We start from the raw sequence: 21447 nt of genomic DNA, 5'->3' as shown, positions 1-21447 counted from the left end.
AAAATCGCCTTTCGGCGACAATTAAATCATCTTTATTTTTTATGTGAAGCTAAAAGTGGATTATTAATTTTCTTTTGTTTAGCTAAACTAATTTGGTATTCTATCAACTTATTTTGTGAATCAATTATTTTGTACTTATAAGATTGAAGCTTAAATCTCATTTCTTTATTTTCTGTTTTTGTTCTTCTATTTTCTTCGATACAACTTTTACTAGTCACTTGCATCACATCTAATTGTTGTTGCATCTCTATATTTTCTTGCTCTAATGTTTTTACATATTCAGTTTTTTCTGTGTTTTTACACTTGTTAAGTAATTCTTGATTATAGTCTTCCAAATGATTTAACTGTTTTTTTAAACCTTCTAACTGCTCAGTCAATTCATTATCATGTTTTTCTAAAGATTCACCCTTACTCAAAAGTTCCTTGCAAAGTGACTTACTTTTAAACATATCATCACCTAAATTTAAAGCAGTTAAAATTGCTGCTGAGGAAGTACTAAGCTTTTCATTATTACCCATTATATTTTTTATTTTTTTATCAACATAACTAGCTACCATATGTAAATATTCTTCTCTTTCATCACCTTTTAAATTATATTCAACACCGTTTATCTTTATTGTTACAACGTTCATCTAAAACACCCTCTTAGACAGATTAGTTAAACTTATTGTACCACAATATAACTTTTAATAAAACCAATTTTTTCAAATTATGCATACAATTAATACAATATTCATTTGTTTTTTGAGATTGCATGAAATGATAAAACCCCCTTATTACTGAGGCCACTGAAAAACTATATGAAAAATCGTCATCGAATTAAAGATGGCGATTTTTTTTATGTAAAAGACTAAAAACAAAAAGGAATTTTAAAAGATATGTCGAATTAGTATAGTAGACTAAAATAAAAGGGGCTATACTATTATGCTAAAAGGACAATTGGAAATAAAAATAAATACATACCATAGCTTATATTCGTTAATTATTCCGGAAGATAACATTTTAAAGCAAATTAATGACCTTGTTGACTTTTCATTTGTTTATGATGAATTGGTGGTTAACTATAGTTCATCTATGGGTAGAGGTGCTATTAACCCCATAATGCTATTTAAATATTTACTTTTGAAAGTAATATATGAATTGTCTGATGAAGATGTTGTTGAAAGAACTCTTTATGATATGTCCTTTAAATATTTTCTAAATTTAGCCCCAGAAGAAACAAATTTAATAAACTCAAGTACATTAACTAAATTTAGAAAGCTTCGCCTTAAAGACATGAATTTATTGGATTTATTAATAAACAAGACTGTAGAACTTGCTATAAAAGAGGGAGTTTTAAAAAGTAAAGCAATAATAGTTGATGCTACGCATACCAAGTCACGTTATAACCAAAAGTCAGCGAGCGAAGAATTATTGAAACGTGCAAAAAACTTAAGAAAAACATTGTATGGAGTACATCCTGGTATTAAAGAAGAGTTACCTAATAAAGTTACAACTGGAGTACTTGAAGATATTCTTGAGTACTGCAAATTATTAATTGATAGCATAAACGAGAAGCCAGAAACTGCAGCAAATCCAGCTGTGAAAACTAAATTAAACTACTTAATGGAAGCTATTAATGATGACTTAGAAAATCTAAAACTATCAAAAGATGAGGATGCAAAAGTGGGGCATAAAACTGAAGATAGTTCTTTTTTTGGATATAAATCACACCTTGCTATGAGTGAAGAACGTTTAATTACAGCAGCTGTTATTACAACTGGCGAAAAAAGTGATGGAAAGGAGCTCATAGCCTTAATAGAAAAAAGCCGTGAGGCTGGTATAGATGTTAATGAAGTAATTGGAGATACAGCTTATTCTGAAATGAAAAACTTAAAATATACAAAAGAAAATAAAATTGTATTAATTTCAAGACTAAATCCTGTAATTTCACAAGGAATGCGAAAAAAAGAAGATGAATTTGAGTTTAATAAAGATGCTGGTTTATTTGTATGTCCGGCAGGCCATATGGCTATTAAAAAAGCAAAACAGGGAAAGAAGAATGTTGGTAAAAATCAAGTGCTAACTTACTATTTTAATGTAGAAAAGTGTAAAAATTGTGTTCATAAAGATGGGTGCTATAAAGAAGGTGCTAAATCTAAAACTTATTCGGTTTCAATAAAGTCAAATACTCACAAAGATCAAATAGAGTTCGAAAAAAGTGAGTATTTTAAAAAACGTGCTAGAGAACGTTATATGATAGAGGCTAAAAACAGTGAACTTAAGCACCAGCATGGCTATGATGTAGCAACATCGTCAGGTTTAATTAGCATGCAAATGCAAGGTGCGTTATCAATCTTCACTGTGAATCTAAAGAGAATAATCAAGTTGAAAGGCATGAAATAAGGCTTTTTTAACTTAAATATAAAAATATAAAAAGAAAAAGCATGAAACATCCAAAAATATGGGTATTTCATGTTTTTTCTGTTCAAGCCTAAAAAACTTACTGAAAAGAGAGTGCTTTTTTCAGTGGCCTCTTATTACTAAGGGAGTTTTAATTTATTCTCATTATCTAAGTTCAGCACCTAATTTATGCTCTAGAGATCTTAATATCTTTTCATGCACCTTGTTTACTTCTTCATCTGTTAATGTCTTGTCCGAGCGTCTATATACTATAGCATAGGCTATACTTTTCTTTCCTTCTGCTATTTGTTTCCCCTTATACACGTCAAATAACTTAACACTTTCTAAAATATTTCCACCTTGCTTTACAATTATATCATCAATGTCTTGAACTAGAACCCTCTCATCAACTATAAGTGCAATATCCCTTGTTACAGCTGGAAACTTTGGAAGTGCTTTATATTTCTTATTTAAGTCAGCATATTTATATAATATATCTAAGTTTAATTCTGCTATATAACATCTTGGCTGCACTTCATAGTTCTCCGAAACACTCGGATGAATTTCTCCAACCACACCTATAAATTCTCTCTTTACATATAGGTTTGATGTTTTTCCTGGGTGATAAGTTGGATTTTCACTTTCTCTTTTAAATGATGTATTTTTCATTCCCAAAATATCTAATACATTTTCCACTACACCTTTTAAATCCAAATAATCAGCATTTCCATACATTCCTATAGTTAATATATTTCTTTCCTCTGGAAGCTTATCTGCATCTTCATTTGGTATATACACCTTACCTATTTCGAATAACCTAGCTTCTTCATTATTCCTTGAATAATTCCTTGATAAACATTCCATCATAGATGCTATAGTTGTAGTTCTCATTATACTATAATCTTCTCCTAAAGGATTTTTTATAGTAACTACTTTTCTTGACTCACTATCTTCTGGAACTAAAATTTTATTAAATATTTTAGGACTTACAAAAGAATAACTTATGGATTGATTAAGTGCACTGCCAATTAAAGAAAGCACTACTTTATCTTCTAACTTTTGCTTTTCACTTTTCCCACTTTTTGAAGTTTCACAATTAGGAATAGTAGATGGTATGTTATCATAACCATACATTCTAGCTATTTCCTCTGCGACGTCTTCTCTAATGTTAATATCAGACCTAAACGTAGGTACATGTATAACTAAAAAATCCCCTGTTATTTCTGTAGCAAGTTCTAACCTATCAAGGTATATTTTCATATTGGGCATAGATATATTAGTTCCTAAAAATTTATTAATCCAATTTGCATCTACTTCTAAAGTATGAGATTTAACTTTACTCGGATATACCTCAGTGCATCCGTCCATTATTTCACCCGCACCTAATTCTTCTATTAAATGACAAGCTCTATCCATTGCCATTTCAGCCATATTAGGATCTAAATCTTTTTCAAATTTAGAAGATGCATCGGTTCTTAAAGATAATTTCTTAGAAGCGAGTCTTATATTAACCCCCTTAAAGTTTGCACTCTCAAATATTATGCTTGTGCTGTCTTCTTTAATTTCTGAATTTAAGCCTCCCATAATGCCTGCAATTGCTATTGTTCTATCTCCATCTTTAATAGTTAAAATGCTTTCATCTAAATCTCTTTCTATCTCATCCAAGGTAATAAATTTTTCTCCGTTACCCGCTCTTTCTATCACTATATCATTAGTCGTAATTTGCCTAGCATCAAATGCATGCATAGGTTGACCAAGCTCTACCATAACGAAGTTTGTGATATCCACTATATTATTTATAGGTCTAATTTCTGCTTCTATAAGTCTTTCCTGCATCCATTGTGGAGAAGGCTCAATTTTTACATTTTTTATACCCTTTAACATATATCTTCTGCAAAGTTCATCATTAATATGAACCTTATAAAGGTCTTCCACATTATCCTTGCAGGTAGCTTTATAATCAAGTGCTGGTTTTCTATACTGCGTGCCTAAAGTTGCAGCCGTTTCTCTAGCTATTCCTAGAATACTTAAGCAATCTGCTCTGTTTGAAGTTATTTCAAAATCTATTAGTACACTTTGAAGATTTAATACTTCTTTTATGTCTTTTCCAATGATGGTATCGCTTGGAAGTATCATTAGTCCATCAACTGGTTCATCAACTGCAATTCCAAGTTCTTCCTCAGAGCAGAACATACCATTTGAAACTATTCCACGGAGTTTACCTTTTTTTATTTTTAGTCCTCCATGTAACGTTGATCCGTGAAGTGCTACTGGTACTATATCCTGTTCTTTCATATTAGTAGCTGCTGTAACGATTTGTGTCGGCTCGTCTAATCCTATATTTACTTGACATATAACTAATTTCTCAGCATCCGGATGTTTTTCTATTTTTATTATTTTCCCTGTAACAACCTTCTCAATTTCAGCACCTGATATAATAACCTCTTCTACTTTTGAACCAGACATGGTTAACTTATCTCCAAGCACCTTTGGTGAAATATCTATATCTACATAATCTTTAAGCCATTTAACTGGAACTTTCATTTTATATCCTCCTAGAATTTGTATAGTATTAAATCATCTTCTGCGAAGCTGCATTATTATTTATATTTTAGAATTGTTTTAAAAATCTCATATCACTTTCATAAAGTGCTCTAATATCGTCTATTCCGTATTTTAACATTGTAATTCTATCAAGGCCAAACCCGAAAGCAAATCCGCTATAAACTTCTGGATCAATCCCACAATTTCTTAAAACGTCCGGATGAACCATGCCACAACCTAAAAGTTCTATCCAGCCGCTACCGCCGCAAACCTTGCACCCTTTACCATTGCACACAAAACAAGTGGCATCCATCTCAGCTGATGGCTCTGTAAAAGGAAAATGATGTGGTCTAAACTTTGTTTCCATTTCGTCCCCGAACATTTTTTGCGTAAATAATTCTAGCGTCCCTTTTAAATCAGCAAAGGTAATTCCCTTATCTACTATAAGCCCTTCAATTTGATAAAATATTGGTGAATGAGTAGCATCTGCTGCATCGGATCTATAAACTTTACCTGGCGCTATCATTTTTATAGGCGGTTTCTGAAGCTCCATAGTTCTTATTTGTATTGGTGAAGTTTGGGTTCTTAAAACTATATTATCATTTATGTAAAAAGTATCTTGTTCACCTCTTGCCGGATGATTTTTAGGTATGTTTAATGCCTCAAAGTTATAATAATCTCTTTCTACCTCAGGGCCCTCTTCAATAACAAATCCCATAGATAAAAATATTTCATTAACTTTTTCAAGTGTTAACTCTAACGGATGTCTTTTACCTACTGTTTGTTTTTTCCCTGGCATAGATATATCTATAACTTCACTTTTTAGCTTCATTTCTTTTTCATTGTTTTTTAATGTATCTGAAGCTTTATCTATAAGTGTCTCTATATCCACTCTTACTTTATTTGCTAATTTTCCAACAATTGGTCTTTCTTCATTTGATAACTGTCCCATGCCTCTTAATATTTGCGTCAATTCACCTTTTTTGCCCAAATATTTAACTCTGATATTTTCTAATTCTGTTTTAATAGCAGCTCCTTTTAATTCTTCTAAAACTGCAGCTTTTATCGTTTCTAACTTTTCTTTCATAATGAATGCTCCTCTCATATTTTGATAATTCTTTATAAAACAAAAAAAACCATCCCCAATAAAGGGACGGAAAATCCGCGTTACCACCCTAATTGACTAAAAACAGTCCTCTTAGATAAATTTATCGGTTTTACCCGCTATCGGCTACTTTTTTTCACCATTAGAACTCTGGAGTGAACTTGGATATAAAAATTTCTTAATGAAGCTCTCAGTCTAAGGCTTCTTATCCCTGTAAGTATCTTTATATTTACTTTCTCCGTCACAGTTTATTATTAATTTATGGTAGTATACAAAATATTATAACCACAACTACAAAAAAATTCAACTATGAATTTAAAAATCATATATTATTTTTCTGTCTTACGACTTCATACATCATAATTGATGCAGCTACAGCTGCATTTAAAGATTCTGCACCACCAGGCATGGGAATTTTAATTTTCAAATCACATATCTCATAAACTTCGGCGCTTATTCCATTTCCTTCATTCCCAACTGATATAATAACTTTCTCTCTAAGATCTACATTATAGAAGTTTTTATCAGTATCCAATGAACTAGTAACTAGCTTAAATCCAGCGCTTCTAAGCTTTTGAACCACCGATAGATCACTATCGCAAATAACGGGTATTTTAAAAATAGAACCCATTGTGGATCTTAAAGTTTTTTCATTATAGATATCTACAGTTCCTTTTGTAATTATAACTCCTAGTGCTCCCGCCGCATGAGCTGTTCTAATTATAGTTCCCATATTACCTGGATCTTGTATTTTATCAGCTAACATATAGAAGCCATGATCATATTTAATCTCTACCGGTTTATTTCTAACTGTAGCAATAATCCCTTGCGGATTATCCGTATCGCAAATACTTTTAAATAAACTGTCACTAACACTATAAACTTTAGTATCCTTCTGTAGCTTGTTTTTCATACAAGAGTTTTCATATTTTGAATCTCCTCTAGCGCTTATAAAAATGTGCACCACTTCAAAACCAGAATCCAAAGCTTCTTCTACAAATCTGAAACCTTCAACTAAAAACATATTACTGTCTTTTCTATATTTCTTTTCTTTTAACTTTTTGATATCTTTAATCAATAAATTATCCTTACTTTGAATATGCTCCAAACTGAATGCTCCTTATTTAACTAGATTTTCCAACTTATTTAATTCTTCAATATTACCTATTGCAACAATAATATCACCTGGTTCAACAATATTATCAGCTGCTGGAGCAACATCAATATCATTGTTTCTTTTTATAGCCATTACATTTATACCATATTGAGCTCTTATATTTAATTCTCCCAGGGTTTTATTATGCCATTCTTCAGGACTAATAACTTCAGCTATACTATAATCAGGAGATAATTCAATATAATCTAATATATTTGATGATACTAAGTTATGAGCAACGCGTACACCCATATCTCTTTCCGGAAAAACTACTCTGTCTGCACCTATTTTATATAATACTTTAGCATGCAGGGCATTAGTCGCTTTTGTTATCACATATTTTACTCCTAATTCTTTAACTAAGAGTGTTGCCAAAATGCTAGATTGGATATTAGAACCTATACTAATGACTGCACAATCAAAATTACGAATTCCAAGAGCCCTTAAGCTATTTTCATCATTCGCATCAGCTTGAACTGCATGAGTTACATTATCCGAAATATTTTGAACTACATCTTCATCAAAATCAACTGCTAATACATCATTTCCCAAAGAATATAATGTTTCAGCAACGGATTCTCCAAATCTTCCGAGACCTATAACAATAAACTGTTTTTTACTCATTAACCCCACCCCTATCCAATTAAAATTTTGCCTTCTGGGTATTTTATATTTCCCGATTTACTTTTTTTATTTTTAGCTAATGCTAGTATTATAGTAAGTGGTCCCACTCTCCCTGCATACATGGTAAGTAATATTATTACCTTTCCTACAAATGTTAATTTTGTAGTTAATCCAAGTGTTAATCCAACTGTAGCAAATGCTGAAGTAGCCTCATACAAAAAGTATTCAAAAGGAATATTCGGGTTCTGTGTAATAGATAATATCATGGTAACTGATATAACAATTGTTAGGGAAATAAGTGATACTGCAAACGCTTTATACACAAATTCTTTGCTTATGCGCTTTTGAAATATTTCAGTATCTTCTCTTCCTCGAACCACAGACACTATAGTCATAAAAATCACAATGGCAGTAGTCGTTTTTATTCCACCCGCTGTTGATCCAGGCGATCCTCCAATAAACATTAAAATTATTGTTAAAAACTTTCCCGCCGTGGTCATTTTACCGAGTGGTATAGAATTAAACCCTGCTGTTCTTGGGGAAACTGATGCAAAAACGGAAGATAAAAATTTGCCCTTAATAGACATTCCTTGCATAGTGTCAGCATTATTCATCTCAAAAATATACATAAGTATTGCCCCTAAAACAACCAATGCTATCGTCGAGTAAATAACTATTCTAGCATGGAGTGACAATCTTTTTGTTCCCTTGCAATTATAAATTTCTACCCAAACATAAAATCCTAACCCACCTATTATTATTAATGCTGCAATTGTTAATATTACTACAGAATTACTAGCATAAGCAGTGACACTATTAAAGTTTCCAATCAAATCAAACCCAGCATTGCAGAACGCAGACACCGAATGGAACACGCTATAATAAATCCCTTTGGCAATTCCAAATTCAGGAATAAATTGTGTTGAGAATAACACCGCACCTGTTATCTGAACATAAATCGTAAATATCAATACATATCTGACCATTTTCACTAACCCTTGTAATGAGTTTACATTCATAGCTTCCTGCATCACTAGTCTTTCCTTTAATGTTATTCTTTTCCCTAAAATTAAAAAAACTAAAGTAGCTACAGACATAAATCCAAGTCCACCTATTTCTATAAGTAACATGATCACTGTTTTGCCAAAATATGTCCAATATGTTCCCGTGTCTAGTACTATAAGTCCCGTAACACACACAGCAGATGTAGAGGTAAATATACAATCTATGAAAGGCGTAATTTTACCACTTTGCGAAGCTATAGGTAGGCTTAATAGTATAGCCCCTATGACTATGACTATAGCAAACCCTAATGCAAGTATCCGAACAGGAGTATATATGCTTTTCTTTTTAAGATCTTTAATATCTAATTTCAAATTATTCACCTCTAAATTTTCAACTATGACGTTTTACTAATTATATCACTTTACATGTTTTTGTCAAAAATGCAATAAAAAATGCAGCCATATGGCTACATTTTTGAATAAATAATTTTTATGCTTGTAATTGTTTTTTTGCAACTTCTACTAATTCAGCAAAAGCTTTTGGATCATTTATTGCAATTTCAGAAAGCATTTTTCTGTTAATATCTATGCCTGAAAGTTTCATTCCATTCATGAATCTTGAATATGAAAGGTCATTTAACCTTGTAGCAGCATTGATTCTAGCTATCCAAAGTTTTCTAAAATCTCTTTTCTTTAATTTTCTTCCGATATAACCATTTCTAAGTGCTCTCATTACTGCTTCATTAGCTGTTTTAAATAACTTACTTCTACCACCATAGTAGCCTTTTGCAAGCTTTAATACTTTTTTATGGTTTTTACGAGAGTTAACTGCTCGCTTAATTCTTGCCATTTAATATACCTCCTAATCACCATTCAATTATAAGTATGGTAACAATTTCTTCATCGATTTTATTTGAGTTGTTGAAACATATGCTGTTTTTCTAAGGTTTCTTTTTCTTTTCGGGCTTTTCTTTGTTAATATATGACTTGTAAAAGCTTTAGCTCTTTTTAACTTACCTGTTCCTGTTTTCTTAAATCTTTTTGCTGCGCCTCTATGTGTTTTCATTTTAGGCATAATAAAATTCCTCCTCTCAGTTATGCTTTTTTGGGAGCTAAAATCATTATCATATTTCTTCCCTCTTGTCTCGCTGGTTTTTCAACAATATAAACATCACCGATTTTTTCTACAAAAGATTTTAATATCTTATGTCCTACTTTTGAGTTTTCAATTTCTCTACCTCTAAATCTTACGGTTATCTTTACCTTATCTTCATCTAACAAGAATTTTTTAGCATTACTAGCCTTAATTGCAATATCATGATCTTCTATTGTTGCACTTAATCGTATTTCTTTAAGATTAACAACTTTTTGTTTCTTTTTAGCTTCTTTTTCTTTTTTCTGTTGTTCATAGATAAACTTACCAAAATCCATTATTCTACATACTGGAGGTTTCGCGGTAGGAGACATCATAACTAAATCTAAATCTTTCTCTTCCGCAAGATTCAACGCATCTTTAGTATTCAAAATACCTAATGCAGAACCATCAGCTCCAATAACTCTTATTTCTCTAACTCTGATTTCTTCATTCATCATGAAATCTTTGTTTTTACTAATAATTTTCACCTCCTAAGTGTATTTAGATAAAAATATAATATTTAAACAATTAAAAGGACGACAAAATGCCGTCCCTAATAGTAACAAATTTAAATTACTAATTAACCTAACTAGCATTACTGTTAGGTGAGAAACGGCTGTTTCTTCTTGTAAAAGATAACTCTATTATATTAAAATATTTTTTATATTTTCATTCACAACAATTCAAAGTATACTATCTAAATATTTGTTTGTCAATACTTTTTTATTTATTTTATTCACATATCAATGTGCCTTACTACCATACAAGGGTTTCTTTTTTTATCTCTTCACATTTAAGACATTTATCACAATAATAGACCCTATCTGCAAAAACCTTGTTTATCGTTTGTATTAGTTCTTTATTTTTACAATGTTCTACACAGTGTATAATTACTTTTTTAGGAGCATTGGTTATCATAGTGCTAATAATAAGTTCCTCTCGATTTTCTTTTGAATCAAATTTAACATCTGGTAACTCCATCATCATATTTCCTACTAAATCATTACCTTCTTCATCTGTTAAACGATAATTTCCGTTTTTTTCAATTAAAATATTAATCTCATCTACCTTACTATCCTGAACATCAACAAAGTATTTAAGCAATTTTATAAACTCATTATATTCTTTCTCTACCATATACTCTTCCACAACTTTATCCACTATGCACTCTAAATCTCCCTTTAGCTCTTTTGTCCTAAAGGTTAAAAATCCACTTATATTAATTTCATTATTTTCTTCTATACATTTAGTTATCTTATCAATTATACTATTTTTCCTATTCATACAATATACTCCATTAGGTCCGGATATTTCGCCCTCGCTACTCAAATATTCTTGTATCTTAGGTTTAATTTGTTCTATTTCATCATATTGCAGAAAAAAATAAGATTCATCTAAAAATTTTTTGAGTCCTTTTTTACAAAATTCCATTATAACTATTTTATATAACATGTTTGCAACATGCAAATTAAATGTTTTGATACCAGCATCGCTTAAGTTGTCATCATCACAAAAAAACTTTACTACGTGAGTATCCCCTATTATATTTTCCGATATACCTGAAAAGTTTTTTTTATCTTCAAAACACTTCTTAATGTCTTTAATTTCATCAATAATACATTCCACACTCCTATTATATACAATAGTTAATAAAAGCATTTCGCACACTCCTTTCTCACTAAGATAGTATGTGTGTAATATTAATGTATATGCAAAATAGATTAAACAATTATCGACATATTGCAATTTGTGATAGCTTTGTGTTATAAAATAAACATAAGAAAATAAATATTAAATAGGAGTATTGTAATGAAAAATATTATTGTTGATTTTAGAATTCATAATGAAGAAAAAGAATATTTAGTTTCTAGAGGATATAACTTGCTTATTTGCCCACCTAGCAACATTTTATACGAGGCTGTATGTGGTCACCCTGATATGCTTATGCATATTTTAGGCAAAGATATTATAGTTCATAAAGACATGGATAATGAATTCATACTGAGCTTAATTTTGTTAAATTATAAAGTTTATAAATCAAATTCAACTTTAAAAGATAAATACCCTTATGACATATGTCTCAATTCATTAAGCCTAGGCAATCTTTTTATTCACTCATTTAATTTTACTGATACTAATCTTTTGTCACTATTAAAAACAAGAAAATTAATAAACGTTAAGCAAGGTTATACAAAATGTTCTACTTGCATTGTAAATGATCATGCAGTCATAACTAGTGATGTTTCTATCGCTAAGGCTTTAAGCATTGAAAAAATAGATATTTTATTAATTCCACCTGGTGATATTATCCTTCCCGGGCTTAACTACGGTTTTATAGGTGGCGTAACAGGTCTTATCGAAGATAATGTCTTAGCTTTTTATGGTCACTTAGATCATTATTTGTATGGGAAAGAAGTATTAAATTTTTTAAATAAGCATAAGGTAGAACCTGTATTTTTGAGAAATGGAAAACTAATCGATAGAGGTAGTATTTTTAGAGTCTAACGAATCCAAAATATACTGAAATAAAAAAAGCAGTCTAAATACTGAAATATCAGCATTTAGACTACTTTTTATTGTTTTGGAGGCGCCACCCGGATTTGAACCGGGGAATAAAGGTTTTGCAGACCTTGACCTTACCGCTTGGCTATAGCGCCATTATTCATAATTATAGTTGGAGCGGAAGACGAGATTCGAACTCGCGACGTTCACCTTGGCAAGGTGACGCTCTACCACTGAGCCACTTCCGCAACACTGGTGGCTAGACCAGGAATCGAACCAGGGACACGAGGATTTTCAGTCCTCTGCTCTACCGACTGAGCTATCCAGCCTTAATAATTTTCAAATTTACTAAATTCAAATGGCGACTCAAAAGGGACTCGGACCCTCGACCTCCGCCGTGACAGGGCGGCACTCTAACCAACTGAGCTATTGAGCCATATGTGGTGGGAACAACAGGGTTTGAACCTGTGACCCTCTGCTTGTAAGGCAGATGCTCTCCCAGCTGAGCTATGCTCCCACATATCTTTATCAGACTAGTACAGTTTACATCATTTCATAAAACTTGTCAACAACTTTATGTATTAACTGTTTTTTCACTTTACTGATAACTTCCTCGTCCATGTGTACTTTGTGAGTACTTTATTATATTATAAGATTTTCTTACGGCTGTCAACCATAAATATGGTGAATATTCACGTATATTTAAATTATACTCCCTATTTATCGAATTTACTCCACTTTGCTACGATTTGAAACATATATTACTATAGAATATAGTTTGTGTATTGCTTTCTATAAAAAGCAATACCACATATACTATATTCTCTTTAACCAAAGCTGCATTTTTATCTATGAATTAGCTTCTTTAAGTAATTGCCCAATTTCTTCATGATTAAATTCATAATTTTCATTACAAAAATGGCATTTAAGTTCTTCGGTTTTACCATCATTATATAATTCTTCTAAATCCTTTTTACCTATACTTATTAAGGCCCTCTCAACCCTTTCCTTGCAGCAATCACATTTATACGTCGGCTTAACCTCTTCATGTATTTTAAGTTCCATATCTTCAAAAATAAATTCCAAAATTTCTTCGATGTTCATCCCTTTTGCTATTAATTCAGTTATAGATGGAATTTCTTCAAGTCTATACGTTATTATATCAGCTAAAAATTCGTCTGCACCAGGCATCATTTGGATTATAAAACCTCCTGAAGCTTTAATGCTCATATCCGTGTCAACTAAAACTCCGAGTCCCACAGCAGACGGCGTTTGCTCTGATACAGTAAAGTAATAAGCTAAGTCATCCCCAATTTCACCTGTACAGATTGGCACTTGACCTATGTACGGTTCCTTTAGTCCCATATCTCTTATAATCCTTAAATAACCATCCGTACCAACGGCAGCACTTACATCAAGTTTCCCCTGTTTGTTTGCAGGCAAATCTACATTAGGGTTTCCTATGTACCCTTTTACACTTACATCAGCATGTGCAGTTACTACCACGCCTCTCGCTTCTCCTCCGCCATCAATTTGAAGTGTTAAACTATCTTGCTGCGACTTTAACATGCTTCCCATAAGAGTACCAGCCGTTAGCATCCTACCAAAAGCAGCTGCTGCCGTGGGTGCACACAAATGCATAGAAACTCCCTCATTTACTAAACCCGTAGTTATTGCTGCGACTATTCTAACCTGGCCTTCCTTTGCAGTAGCTCTAACCAATTTATCCATATACTAGCCTCCTGTAAACTATTTTTGTTTTTTACTTCTTAAGTACATAACATATTCGCTCTGTGATTTTACTTACTACTTTATCTTCATAGTTATCCATCTTTTTAATTATTTCGAACCCGATTTCTTTTATAACACTTTCTACATATTCTTCTTTATAAGCCCTTTCAGAGTGTTGCTCATCAAAGCGTCTGAACACTTGTCCTTCTTTTACAAAAAAAGTTAAATTCATTTGCACTATATCATTTTCTAAATAATTTTCCCAAATATACACTACATCATCACTATCGTAATTATAAATATTATTACCAAGCACATTGGTAAGTTTATAATAAGAGTTAATATCAAAGATGAATAACCCATCCTGTTTTAATAAATCATAAGCGCCTAATAAATACTTTTTAAAATTTTCTTTTTTTAATATATAGTTGCTAGAATCTAAGCAGCAAGTTATAAGGTTAAAAGTATTATCTAAATTCAATTCACAAACATCTTGGCATACAAATTTTGCTCCTACCCGAGCATCCCTCATCTTTTTCTCTGCTTGACTTAACATATCACAAGATAAATCAACTGCCCAGGTGTGCTTAAACTCATTTGCAATTTCTATAGTAAGATTTCCTGTACCACAGGCTAAATCTAAATAACTCTCCATATCTAAGTGATACTCTTTGCAAATACATAATATTTGGGAAGCCCATGTTTTATATTCAATATCAGAATTGATTAATTCATCATATATACAAGCAAACTCTTTGTAACAGTTCATATTAACATTTCTCCTTTATATTCCTCTTAATACTATAATGGTATATAATATACTAACCTATATACCAAATATTGTCCAAATTAATTTGCTTAATATCTTTAAAAATCTTTGTTTTTAGGGAGATTTATGGCTTTCTTTCTTTTTGTCATTAAGCCTCCAATTCTTCCTGTTTCTTCTGCTGTTAATCCACTCCAACCATCAACATCTATCTTTTCTGTTAATCCTAATTCTTCCGCTATTTCATATTTTAACGATTCTCTTAGCATTTCGTTTTTAGTTAACTCTTTATTTGTTCTTAATTTAGCTTTTATAACTTTTTTCAAAGGTGTTTTACCCATCATATACCTCCTGATTATAATTGTAATATCTTATATTTTTTACAATTCGAGGTTTTTTTATTCATAATAAAAAATAAATATTACCCGTTATTTAATCATAATATGATTTAAATTACAGTTTTATAAATATACCCATTAAATTATACCTTGCTGATTTTCAGTTTTTTTTTTTAAAGTATATATATTTTTACATATGGGCTATATAATATAATCTAATGAAGAAAAATATTTTAGTGATAATTTATGTGTTTCCTAATTCATTATGAAGAATATTACGAAATGCTTCACTAAAAGCGATCTAAATTAATAACTATATAGTATAAACTACTAGGAGGTAATCTTATGAGTATTTTTAAAGGTTCTGGTGTTGCAATAGTCACTCCGTTTAATGAAAGAGGCGTAGATTTAAAAAAACTCGAAGAATTAATAGAATGGCATATCAAAAGCATGACAGATGCTATTGTAGTATGTGGTACTACAGGTGAAGCTTCTACTATGACAGAGCAAGAAAGAAAAGAGACTATAAAATTTGTAGTTGATCTAGTTAATAAGAGAATTCCAGTAATCGCGGGCACAGGAAGTAACAATACTGCCGCTGCAATAAGTATGAGTAAATGGGCAGAAAAAATAGGAGTAGACGGATTACTTGTAATTACGCCTTACTATAATAAGACTACTCAAAAAGGCTTAGTTGAGCATTTCAAGGCAATTGCAAATAGTGTAACTACACCAATAATAATATACAACGTTCCTTCGAGAACAGGTCTTAATATTACTCCAAACACACTTCTAAAATTATGCGAAGTACAAAACATTGTAGCAATTAAAGAAGCGAGCGGCGATATAAGTCAGATAGCACAGATTAAAGCACTCTGCGGAGATAGAATAGATATCTATTCAGGTAATGACGACCAAGTTATACCTATACTTTCCTTAGGAGGTATCGGAGTTATATCTGTTCTTTCAAATATAATTCCTACAGTGATTCATAACATGTGTGAATTATATTTAAAAGGCGAGCATGCAAAAGCTCTAAAAATACAATTGGAGTATCTTCCTCTTAATGGCTCTATATTCATAGAAACTAATCCTATCCCTGTAAAAACAGCTATGAATCTTATGGGAATGGAAGTCGGGGCTTTAAGACTACCACTATGTGAAATGGATGAAATAAATTTACAGATTCTAAAAAAAGAATTAAAAGCATATAATATCCCTTTAAAGGAGGAAATCAAATGATTAAAATGCTTCTAAATGGCTGCAATGGAAAGATGGGCAAAGTTATTTCTGAAATGGCTAAAGCATCAACAACGATTTCAATTGTTGCAGGTGTTGATAAAAATTCATTTAATTTAGGCTATACATGCTATGACAGCATACTTGAATGTGAAAATGATATAGATGTGATTTTAGATTTTTCAAGGCCAGATGCTTTAGATTCCTTATGTAAGTATTCTAAAGAGAAAAATATCCCTATTGTGTTCTGCACTACTGGTTACACGCAAGAACAGTTATCTAAAATTAGTTCCCTCAGCACCGAAATCCCAGTATTCCACTCTGCAAATATGTCTATAGGTATAAATGTTGTTAATAATATACTTAAAAGCATAAGCAATATGCTTTACAAGGATTTTGACATTGAGATAATTGAAAAGCATCATAATCAAAAAGTCGATTCCCCTAGTGGTACCGCTTTACTCCTTGCAAATACAATTAAAGATTCTATAGATGACGAAACCACCTTTGTCAAAGGACGTGATGGTTTAAGTAAAAGACAACCTAATGAAATAGGGATTCATGCTATCCGTGGTGGAAGTATTATAGGTGATCATGAAGTCATATTTGCAGGAAAGGGAGAATGTATTGAAATTAAGCATACTGCAATATCAAGAGATGTTTTTGCAATAGGTGCACTTAAAGCCTGCGAATATATATACGGAAAAGAAAAAGGTCTATATAGTATGGATGATGTAGTTAATATGTCAATATAACGACAGTTCAGAAGGAAAGTCTCCCACTACTACACGCTGGAGTTACGTGCCCTAACAAATAAAAAACTTCAGCGGGAGTACAAATCTTCTTCTGAAGTCGTTAATACAGCTCCGCAGGAGATGATTTAGCCTTTAAACTAGAAAAGCAACCTTCAAAGTATTAAATACTTAAATAGGTTGCTTTTCTAGTTCAATATTTTTAAAAATTACTTAGGTAATGATTTAATCCACTTTTCCATTCTATTTAAAGCCTCTTTTAACACTTCCATACTATAAGAATATGATATCCTTATGAAACCTTCTCCTCCGGTGCCAAAAGCCGAACCAGGCACAACAGCGACCTTGCCTTCATTCAACAGTCTGTTGCAAAACTCTTCGCTACTCATAGAAAATTTTGTTATAGAGGGAAATATATAAAAGGCCCCTTTAGGAATAGTTGTATCCATTCCCATTTGCTTCAACCTTTTATATACATAATCTTTTCGCCTCTCAAACTCCACTTTCATATTATTTACATCATTCATGCTGGAAAGTAATCCTTCGCACGCACCCCATTGAGATATTGAGGCTGCACAAGAAACATTATACTGATGTACTTTCATTATATTATCCATGATATATTTGCTAGCACAAACATATCCAACTCTAAGTCCTGTCATTGAAAACATTTTAGAAAATCCACCCACCAAAATTACTTTATTCCTTAATTCATCAATTTGAGCTAATGAATAGTATTTTTCATAACATAATGAGCTATAAATTTCATCACTTATTATGTAAATATTTTTTTCTTTTAGAATTTGAAAAAGTTTATTTCGCTCGAATAATGTTAATGTTGCTCCAGTAGGGTTAGACGGATGTGACATCACTAAAATCTTAGGATTTTCTTCATTAATAAGTTTATTTAATGTTTCAAAATTAATAGTAAAATCACTGTTAAGCTTATAATTAACTACTTCTGCTCCAAAAATCTTTACACAGCTCTCATAAGCTGGATAAGCTGGAGTCGGTACCAGCACTTTGTCTCCAACATTTAAAAATGCTGCAAATGTGCATAGAAGTGCCTCACTTCCACCAACAGTCACAGTTATTTCATCAGCTGAATAGTTGATGCCTGTGCCGCATAAAAAATTAGAAATCTCATGTCGTAGCTCCGGAATACCTGCATTAGTTGTATACTCAGTTTTATTTTCATTAATAGCTTGGATCATGGCTTTCTTAATATTTTTAGGCACTGGAAAATCAGGTTGACCAAGAGTCAGTGAAATCGCCCCTTCAACTTGTGGAACCTTATTAAAAAATTTTCTAATTCCAGAAATCTCTACATTGCTTACATTTTTTGAAAATAAATTATTCATAACATCATCCTTTTCAATGTGTTTGTGCTTTCAATTATTTGCATTATAAGTATTTTACTATATAATAGAATAAAAATCAGTATTTTTTAAATTGTTCTAGGATAATGCTAATATTTATGGTGTAATCGAAATTAAATGCATAAAAATGAAAATTTGGCTTAATACTTATAATACGAAAGGAGATTAACTATGAACTATGATTTAACCGACCCTTATGAAATTGCAAGATACATAAAAGAAGCTAAAAAGGCAACTCCACTTAAACTCTATATTGATGGAGATTTATCACAATGCGAATTTGGCAATATAGAAAGTTTTGGTAACGGAAGCTTTTATATCCTTTTTGGAGAAAGTAATGAGGTATCAGATTTTCTAATAAAGTATAAAGACAGAATCAAAAAATCCAAACTTGAACAAGACAGACGAAACTCTGCTATTCCTTTGATAGATTTAAAAAATATCGATGCAAGAATTGAACCAGGTGCAATTATACGCGACAAGGTTACCATAGGTAAAAATGCCGTTATAATGATGGGTGCCATAATTAACATAGGTGCTGAAATTGGTGATGAAACTATGGTAGATATGAACGCTGTTGTTGGTGCCAGAGGTAAACTCGGTAAAAGAGTTCATTTAGGTGCAGGTGCAGTAATCGCAGGAGTGTTAGAACCGCCAAGCAAAAGTCCTTGTGAAATTGGAGACAATGTACTAATTGGAGCCAATGCTGTAATTTTAGAAGGAGTAAAAATCGGGAATAATTCTATAGTGGCAGCAGGATCTGTAGTTGTAAATGATGTTCCTGAAAATGTTGTAGTTGCTGGAACACCCGCAAAAATAATAAAAAACGTGGATAGTGGAACTAAAGAAAAAACTAAACTACTTGATGATTTAAGAAAATAACAAAAATTAAAGAGCATATATTACTACAAATGCAATTCACTTTGCTAAGTAATTCTAAATTAATTTTAATTACTAGAGCTTGTTCATATGCATTTTACGTAATATATGCTCTTTATAACCCTATTGAAGAAAAAAGATTCATTCTACATATCTATACTATATAACGTCTAGAGCTTCAAGGTCATGCTCTTCATCAATCATATCCGCTTCTACAGTGCCCTCACCATCTTTAGCAACCTTTTCCATCTTTGATATAGAGACTTCATATGCCACTTTCTTTATAACTTCGTCATCTGATAATTTCTTTTGATATTCTCTACTCTGAAGTCTTCCCCATATTCTTATATTATCTCCTACTTCAAGACTTTTACAAAACCTAGAATTTCGTCCCCAAGCAATTGTAGGTATATAATCAGATTTATTATACAATCTGTTAACTGCTAAAAGCATGTCCGCAATCTCTCTCCCAAACGGAGTTGTCCTATACACTGGACTCTTGCAAATATATCCATCTAAAAATATTTGATTTGGATTCTTACTGTGTTCTTCACAAATTTTAATATCTCTAGCAAATACCGTTAATATTAATCGGTTAGATCCGTCAACGAATTTATTGTAAGATCTAAGTTGACCTTCAACTATAAACTCATTTCCTATTGTAATATTCATACCTGCAATTAATCTTTCAGAAATTGTTATAGTTAAAATATCTGTTGTTTCACTAAGTCTCCAAACCTCAAAATCAAATACATAAAAGCCTTCTCCATACATTTCATGACTGAATTTCAATTCAGATACTACCTTTCCTTCTAAATAAATCTTGTTATTTAACATAACATTATCCATCATAATCCCTCTTTCCCTTAGTTTTTTTTAATAAACTTTCTTTAGAATATAAATATTCAGTTTTTCAATGTAATATACCTAATATTAAGAGAATTTTGTTTATATCTATTTTTCCAAAATTATAACTAATTGGTATTTCCATTATAATACAAATACACCGTGGATTTCAATACATTTAATTTTTATTTTTGTATTTGTTTTCCTGATTCATTTATATAATAGTTTTTTTTGTATATAAGATCTGATATTTTTACAAATTTGTAGCCTTGAGCCTTAAAATGTTTTAAAATTTTTTCTAAATTTTCAGGGGTATACTTTGCATTATTGTGAAATAAAAGTATGGAGCCCGGCTTAGTCTTTTTAATTATTCTATTATACTCAATTTCTGCCCCCTGCTCTTTCCAATCAATACTATCTGCATCCCATTGAATACAATAATGATTTGTTGATTCTACGGTTTCAATTACTAAATTATTATATTCTCCAGATGGGCATCTAAAAAGGGTTGTTTCTTTCCCTGTTATAGCCATTATTTTAGCATCTGTGGTGGTTATTTCTTTGTTCATTCTCTCCTTGGATATTGTAGTCATTATAGGATGCTTATTGGAATGGTTTCCTATTTCATGACCTTTTTGATGCATCGTCTTTACCCTATCCGGATACTGGTCTAGCCACGCTCCCACTATAAAAAACGTTGCTTTAGCATTGTACTTATCTAATATTTTTAATATATCATCTGTTCTATCATCGCCCCAGTTTGCATCAAAAGAGATCGCAATCTTTTTCTCTTTAGTATCTACGGAGTAAATTGGTAATTTACGTTGCTCACCCAAAAACGCACCCTTAGTTTTTAAGTTATAAACACCTATAATTGATAAAATCACAATGAAAATCGCACAAAATACTATTAATTTTTTTTTTATGTAATTCATATTCATATCCTCTTATATCCTCCTTATAATCACTTTGTGCCAAAGTAATAGATATCCCCTATCGTCTCCTTGCACATTTATACTTTAAATTTATATTCTATAAGTTAATATATATGTGTATAATTTATTT

21 protein-coding genes, 5 tRNA genes and 2 other annotated features are annotated in these 21447 nt (G+C 31.4%); of the genes, 5 read left to right on the top strand and 21 right to left on the bottom strand.

The genetic code is table 11. From position 1 onward, the window contains the following. Nucleotides 1–32 precede the first annotated feature (32 nt). Complete coding sequence (locus tag ACWJKP_RS05610; protein ID WP_165414633.1) at nucleotides 33–632, bottom strand: cell division protein ZapA; 600 nt, start codon at nucleotides 630–632, stop codon at nucleotides 33–35. 292 nt (nucleotides 633–924) lie between these two features. On the opposite strand from ACWJKP_RS05610, the gene ACWJKP_RS05605 reads away from it, so the two are divergent. Next, nucleotides 925–2385, top strand: coding sequence for an IS1182 family transposase (locus ACWJKP_RS05605; RefSeq protein ID WP_224578778.1), 1461 nt, complete (start codon nucleotides 925–927; stop codon nucleotides 2383–2385). A 162-nt stretch (nucleotides 2386–2547) separates the two neighbouring features. Here the strand turns inward: ACWJKP_RS05605 and pheT are convergent, their stop codons facing one another. The 9 genes from pheT to ytxC all read right to left on the bottom strand — a co-directional run bounded on the left by pheT (nucleotide 2548) and on the right by ytxC (nucleotide 11609). Then, nucleotides 2548–4926 (bottom strand): phenylalanine--tRNA ligase subunit beta, encoded by a 2379-nt coding sequence (gene pheT, locus ACWJKP_RS05600; protein WP_165414234.1) that lies wholly within the window; start codon nucleotides 4924–4926, stop codon nucleotides 2548–2550. Nucleotides 4927–4993: 67 nt separating this feature from the next. Continuing rightward, nucleotides 4994–6013, bottom strand: a complete 1020-nt coding sequence (gene pheS, locus ACWJKP_RS05595; RefSeq protein WP_462961439.1) for a phenylalanine--tRNA ligase subunit alpha — start codon at nucleotides 6011–6013, stop codon at nucleotides 4994–4996. 59 nt (nucleotides 6014–6072) lie between these two features. Continuing rightward, nucleotides 6073–6285: a binding site (T-box leader), on the bottom strand. Between the two features lie 68 nt (nucleotides 6286–6353). Continuing rightward, nucleotides 6354–7139: a TrmH family RNA methyltransferase gene (locus ACWJKP_RS05590; protein ID WP_165414232.1), complete on the bottom strand. Its 786-nt coding sequence runs from the start codon at nucleotides 7137–7139 to the stop codon at nucleotides 6354–6356. Nucleotides 7140–7151: 12 nt separating this feature from the next. Next, nucleotides 7152–7811, bottom strand: a complete 660-nt coding sequence (locus tag ACWJKP_RS05585; RefSeq protein WP_165414231.1) for a potassium channel family protein — start codon at nucleotides 7809–7811, stop codon at nucleotides 7152–7154. An 11-nt stretch (nucleotides 7812–7822) separates the two neighbouring features. After that, a complete protein-coding gene (locus ACWJKP_RS05580) occupies nucleotides 7823–9187 on the bottom strand; it encodes a TrkH family potassium uptake protein (protein ID WP_165414230.1) in 1365 nt (454 codons plus the stop codon). A 118-nt stretch (nucleotides 9188–9305) separates the two neighbouring features. Further along, nucleotides 9306–9665, bottom strand: a complete 360-nt coding sequence (rplT, locus tag ACWJKP_RS05575) for a 50S ribosomal protein L20 (RefSeq protein ID WP_165414229.1) — start codon at nucleotides 9663–9665, stop codon at nucleotides 9306–9308. 27 nt (nucleotides 9666–9692) lie between these two features. Next, nucleotides 9693–9890 carry a 50S ribosomal protein L35 gene (gene rpmI / locus ACWJKP_RS05570; RefSeq protein ID WP_165414228.1) on the bottom strand — a complete coding sequence of 66 codons (198 nt, stop codon included), beginning with the start codon at nucleotides 9888–9890 and terminating at the stop codon, nucleotides 9693–9695. Nucleotides 9891–9910: 20 nt separating this feature from the next. Beyond that, complete coding sequence (infC, locus tag ACWJKP_RS05565) at nucleotides 9911–10438, bottom strand: translation initiation factor IF-3 (RefSeq protein ID WP_165414227.1); 528 nt, start codon at nucleotides 10436–10438, stop codon at nucleotides 9911–9913. Between the two features lie 34 nt (nucleotides 10439–10472). Further along, nucleotides 10473–10584, bottom strand: a sequence feature (ribosomal protein L20 leader region). 122 nt (nucleotides 10585–10706) lie between these two features. Continuing rightward, on the bottom strand, nucleotides 10707–11609 hold the full coding sequence (gene ytxC, locus ACWJKP_RS05560) for a putative sporulation protein YtxC (protein ID WP_165414226.1): 903 nt from the start codon (nucleotides 11607–11609) through the stop codon (nucleotides 10707–10709). A gap of 150 nt (nucleotides 11610–11759) precedes the next feature. On the opposite strand from ytxC, the gene ACWJKP_RS05555 reads away from it, so the two are divergent. After that, on the top strand, nucleotides 11760–12455 hold the full coding sequence (locus tag ACWJKP_RS05555; RefSeq protein ID WP_165414225.1) for a DUF6873 family GME fold protein: 696 nt from the start codon (nucleotides 11760–11762) through the stop codon (nucleotides 12453–12455). Nucleotides 12456–12532: 77 nt separating this feature from the next. On the opposite strand, the gene ACWJKP_RS05550 is transcribed toward ACWJKP_RS05555, so the two are convergent. The 8 genes from ACWJKP_RS05550 to ACWJKP_RS05515 form a co-directional block, all read right to left on the bottom strand. Then, a tRNA-Cys gene (locus ACWJKP_RS05550) sits at nucleotides 12533–12607 on the bottom strand. An 18-nt stretch (nucleotides 12608–12625) separates the two neighbouring features. Next, nucleotides 12626–12700 (bottom strand) — tRNA-Gly (locus tag ACWJKP_RS05545). A gap of 5 nt (nucleotides 12701–12705) precedes the next feature. Continuing rightward, nucleotides 12706–12781 (bottom strand) — tRNA-Phe (locus ACWJKP_RS05540). A gap of 30 nt (nucleotides 12782–12811) precedes the next feature. Further along, a tRNA-Asp gene (locus ACWJKP_RS05535) sits at nucleotides 12812–12888 on the bottom strand. Nucleotides 12889–12893: 5 nt separating this feature from the next. Next, a tRNA-Val gene (locus tag ACWJKP_RS05530) sits at nucleotides 12894–12969 on the bottom strand. A 332-nt stretch (nucleotides 12970–13301) separates the two neighbouring features. Then, complete coding sequence (gene hslO, locus ACWJKP_RS05525) at nucleotides 13302–14183, bottom strand: Hsp33 family molecular chaperone HslO (protein WP_165414224.1); 882 nt, start codon at nucleotides 14181–14183, stop codon at nucleotides 13302–13304. A 31-nt stretch (nucleotides 14184–14214) separates the two neighbouring features. After that, nucleotides 14215–14952, bottom strand: a complete 738-nt coding sequence (locus ACWJKP_RS05520) for a class I SAM-dependent DNA methyltransferase (protein ID WP_165414223.1) — start codon at nucleotides 14950–14952, stop codon at nucleotides 14215–14217. Nucleotides 14953–15050: 98 nt separating this feature from the next. Further along, nucleotides 15051–15290 carry a small, acid-soluble spore protein, alpha/beta type gene (locus ACWJKP_RS05515; protein ID WP_165414222.1) on the bottom strand — a complete coding sequence of 80 codons (240 nt, stop codon included), beginning with the start codon at nucleotides 15288–15290 and terminating at the stop codon, nucleotides 15051–15053. Nucleotides 15291–15632: 342 nt separating this feature from the next. Between ACWJKP_RS05515 and dapA the strand changes: the two genes are divergently transcribed. Next, a complete protein-coding gene (gene dapA / locus ACWJKP_RS05510) occupies nucleotides 15633–16529 on the top strand; it encodes a 4-hydroxy-tetrahydrodipicolinate synthase (RefSeq protein ID WP_462961438.1) in 897 nt (298 codons plus the stop codon). Beyond that, nucleotides 16526–17281, top strand: a complete 756-nt coding sequence (gene dapB, locus ACWJKP_RS05505) for a 4-hydroxy-tetrahydrodipicolinate reductase (RefSeq protein WP_165414220.1) — start codon at nucleotides 16526–16528, stop codon at nucleotides 17279–17281. The genes dapA and dapB overlap by 4 nt, the downstream gene beginning before the upstream one ends. Nucleotides 17282–17487: 206 nt before the next feature. Here dapB and ACWJKP_RS05500 read toward each other — a convergent pair whose 3' ends face one another. Then, nucleotides 17488–18639 (bottom strand): pyridoxal phosphate-dependent aminotransferase, encoded by a 1152-nt coding sequence (locus tag ACWJKP_RS05500; RefSeq protein WP_165414219.1) that lies wholly within the window; start codon nucleotides 18637–18639, stop codon nucleotides 17488–17490. Nucleotides 18640–18828: 189 nt separating this feature from the next. On the opposite strand from ACWJKP_RS05500, the gene dapD reads away from it, so the two are divergent. Then, nucleotides 18829–19539, top strand: a complete 711-nt coding sequence (gene dapD, locus ACWJKP_RS05495) for a 2,3,4,5-tetrahydropyridine-2,6-dicarboxylate N-acetyltransferase (protein WP_216303276.1) — start codon at nucleotides 18829–18831, stop codon at nucleotides 19537–19539. Nucleotides 19540–19695: 156 nt separating this feature from the next. Here dapD and ACWJKP_RS05490 read toward each other — a convergent pair whose 3' ends face one another. Then, nucleotides 19696–20385: a single-stranded DNA-binding protein gene (locus ACWJKP_RS05490; protein ID WP_165414235.1), complete on the bottom strand. Its 690-nt coding sequence runs from the start codon at nucleotides 20383–20385 to the stop codon at nucleotides 19696–19698. Between the two features lie 182 nt (nucleotides 20386–20567). Further along, nucleotides 20568–21323, bottom strand: a complete 756-nt coding sequence (pdaB, locus tag ACWJKP_RS05485) for a polysaccharide deacetylase family sporulation protein PdaB (protein WP_165414217.1) — start codon at nucleotides 21321–21323, stop codon at nucleotides 20568–20570. Nucleotides 21324–21447 lie beyond the last annotated feature (124 nt).

The sequence above is a fragment of the Clostridium sp. CM037 genome, from assembly GCF_055081095.1.
The sequence above is the reverse complement of the archived record's forward strand: the minus strand, read 5'-3'. Positions and strand labels throughout refer to the sequence as shown.

What these genes read in the sequence shown, in the direction of transcription:
- ACWJKP_RS05610 (WP_165414633.1), bottom strand. Translation starts at nt 632, where the DNA reads ATGAACGTTGTAACAATAAAGATAAACGGTGTTGAATATAATTTAAAA.
- ACWJKP_RS05605 (WP_224578778.1), top strand. Translation starts at nt 925, where the DNA reads ATGCTAAAAGGACAATTGGAAATAAAAATAAATACATACCATAGCTTA.
- pheT (WP_165414234.1), bottom strand. Translation starts at nt 4,926, where the DNA reads ATGAAAGTTCCAGTTAAATGGCTTAAAGATTATGTAGATATAGATATT.
- pheS (WP_462961439.1), bottom strand. Translation starts at nt 6,013, where the DNA reads ATGAAAGAAAAGTTAGAAACGATAAAAGCTGCAGTTTTAGAAGAATTA.
- ACWJKP_RS05585 (WP_165414231.1), bottom strand. Translation starts at nt 7,811, where the DNA reads ATGAGTAAAAAACAGTTTATTGTTATAGGTCTCGGAAGATTTGGAGAA.
- rplT (WP_165414229.1), bottom strand. Translation starts at nt 9,665, where the DNA reads ATGGCAAGAATTAAGCGAGCAGTTAACTCTCGTAAAAACCATAAAAAA.
- rpmI (WP_165414228.1), bottom strand. Translation starts at nt 9,890, where the DNA reads ATGCCTAAAATGAAAACACATAGAGGCGCAGCAAAAAGATTTAAGAAA.
- ytxC (WP_165414226.1), bottom strand. Translation starts at nt 11,609, where the DNA reads ATGCTTTTATTAACTATTGTATATAATAGGAGTGTGGAATGTATTATT.
- ACWJKP_RS05555 (WP_165414225.1), top strand. Translation starts at nt 11,760, where the DNA reads ATGAAAAATATTATTGTTGATTTTAGAATTCATAATGAAGAAAAAGAA.
- hslO (WP_165414224.1), bottom strand. Translation starts at nt 14,183, where the DNA reads ATGGATAAATTGGTTAGAGCTACTGCAAAGGAAGGCCAGGTTAGAATA.
- ACWJKP_RS05520 (WP_165414223.1), bottom strand. Translation starts at nt 14,952, where the DNA reads ATGAACTGTTACAAAGAGTTTGCTTGTATATATGATGAATTAATCAAT.
- ACWJKP_RS05515 (WP_165414222.1), bottom strand. Translation starts at nt 15,290, where the DNA reads ATGGGTAAAACACCTTTGAAAAAAGTTATAAAAGCTAAATTAAGAACA.
- dapA (WP_462961438.1), top strand. Translation starts at nt 15,633, where the DNA reads ATGAGTATTTTTAAAGGTTCTGGTGTTGCAATAGTCACTCCGTTTAAT.
- dapB (WP_165414220.1), top strand. Translation starts at nt 16,526, where the DNA reads ATGATTAAAATGCTTCTAAATGGCTGCAATGGAAAGATGGGCAAAGTT.
- ACWJKP_RS05500 (WP_165414219.1), bottom strand. Translation starts at nt 18,639, where the DNA reads ATGAATAATTTATTTTCAAAAAATGTAAGCAATGTAGAGATTTCTGGA.
- dapD (WP_216303276.1), top strand. Translation starts at nt 18,829, where the DNA reads ATGAACTATGATTTAACCGACCCTTATGAAATTGCAAGATACATAAAA.
- ACWJKP_RS05490 (WP_165414235.1), bottom strand. Translation starts at nt 20,385, where the DNA reads ATGGATAATGTTATGTTAAATAACAAGATTTATTTAGAAGGAAAGGTA.
- pdaB (WP_165414217.1), bottom strand. Translation starts at nt 21,323, where the DNA reads ATGAATATGAATTACATAAAAAAAAAATTAATAGTATTTTGTGCGATT.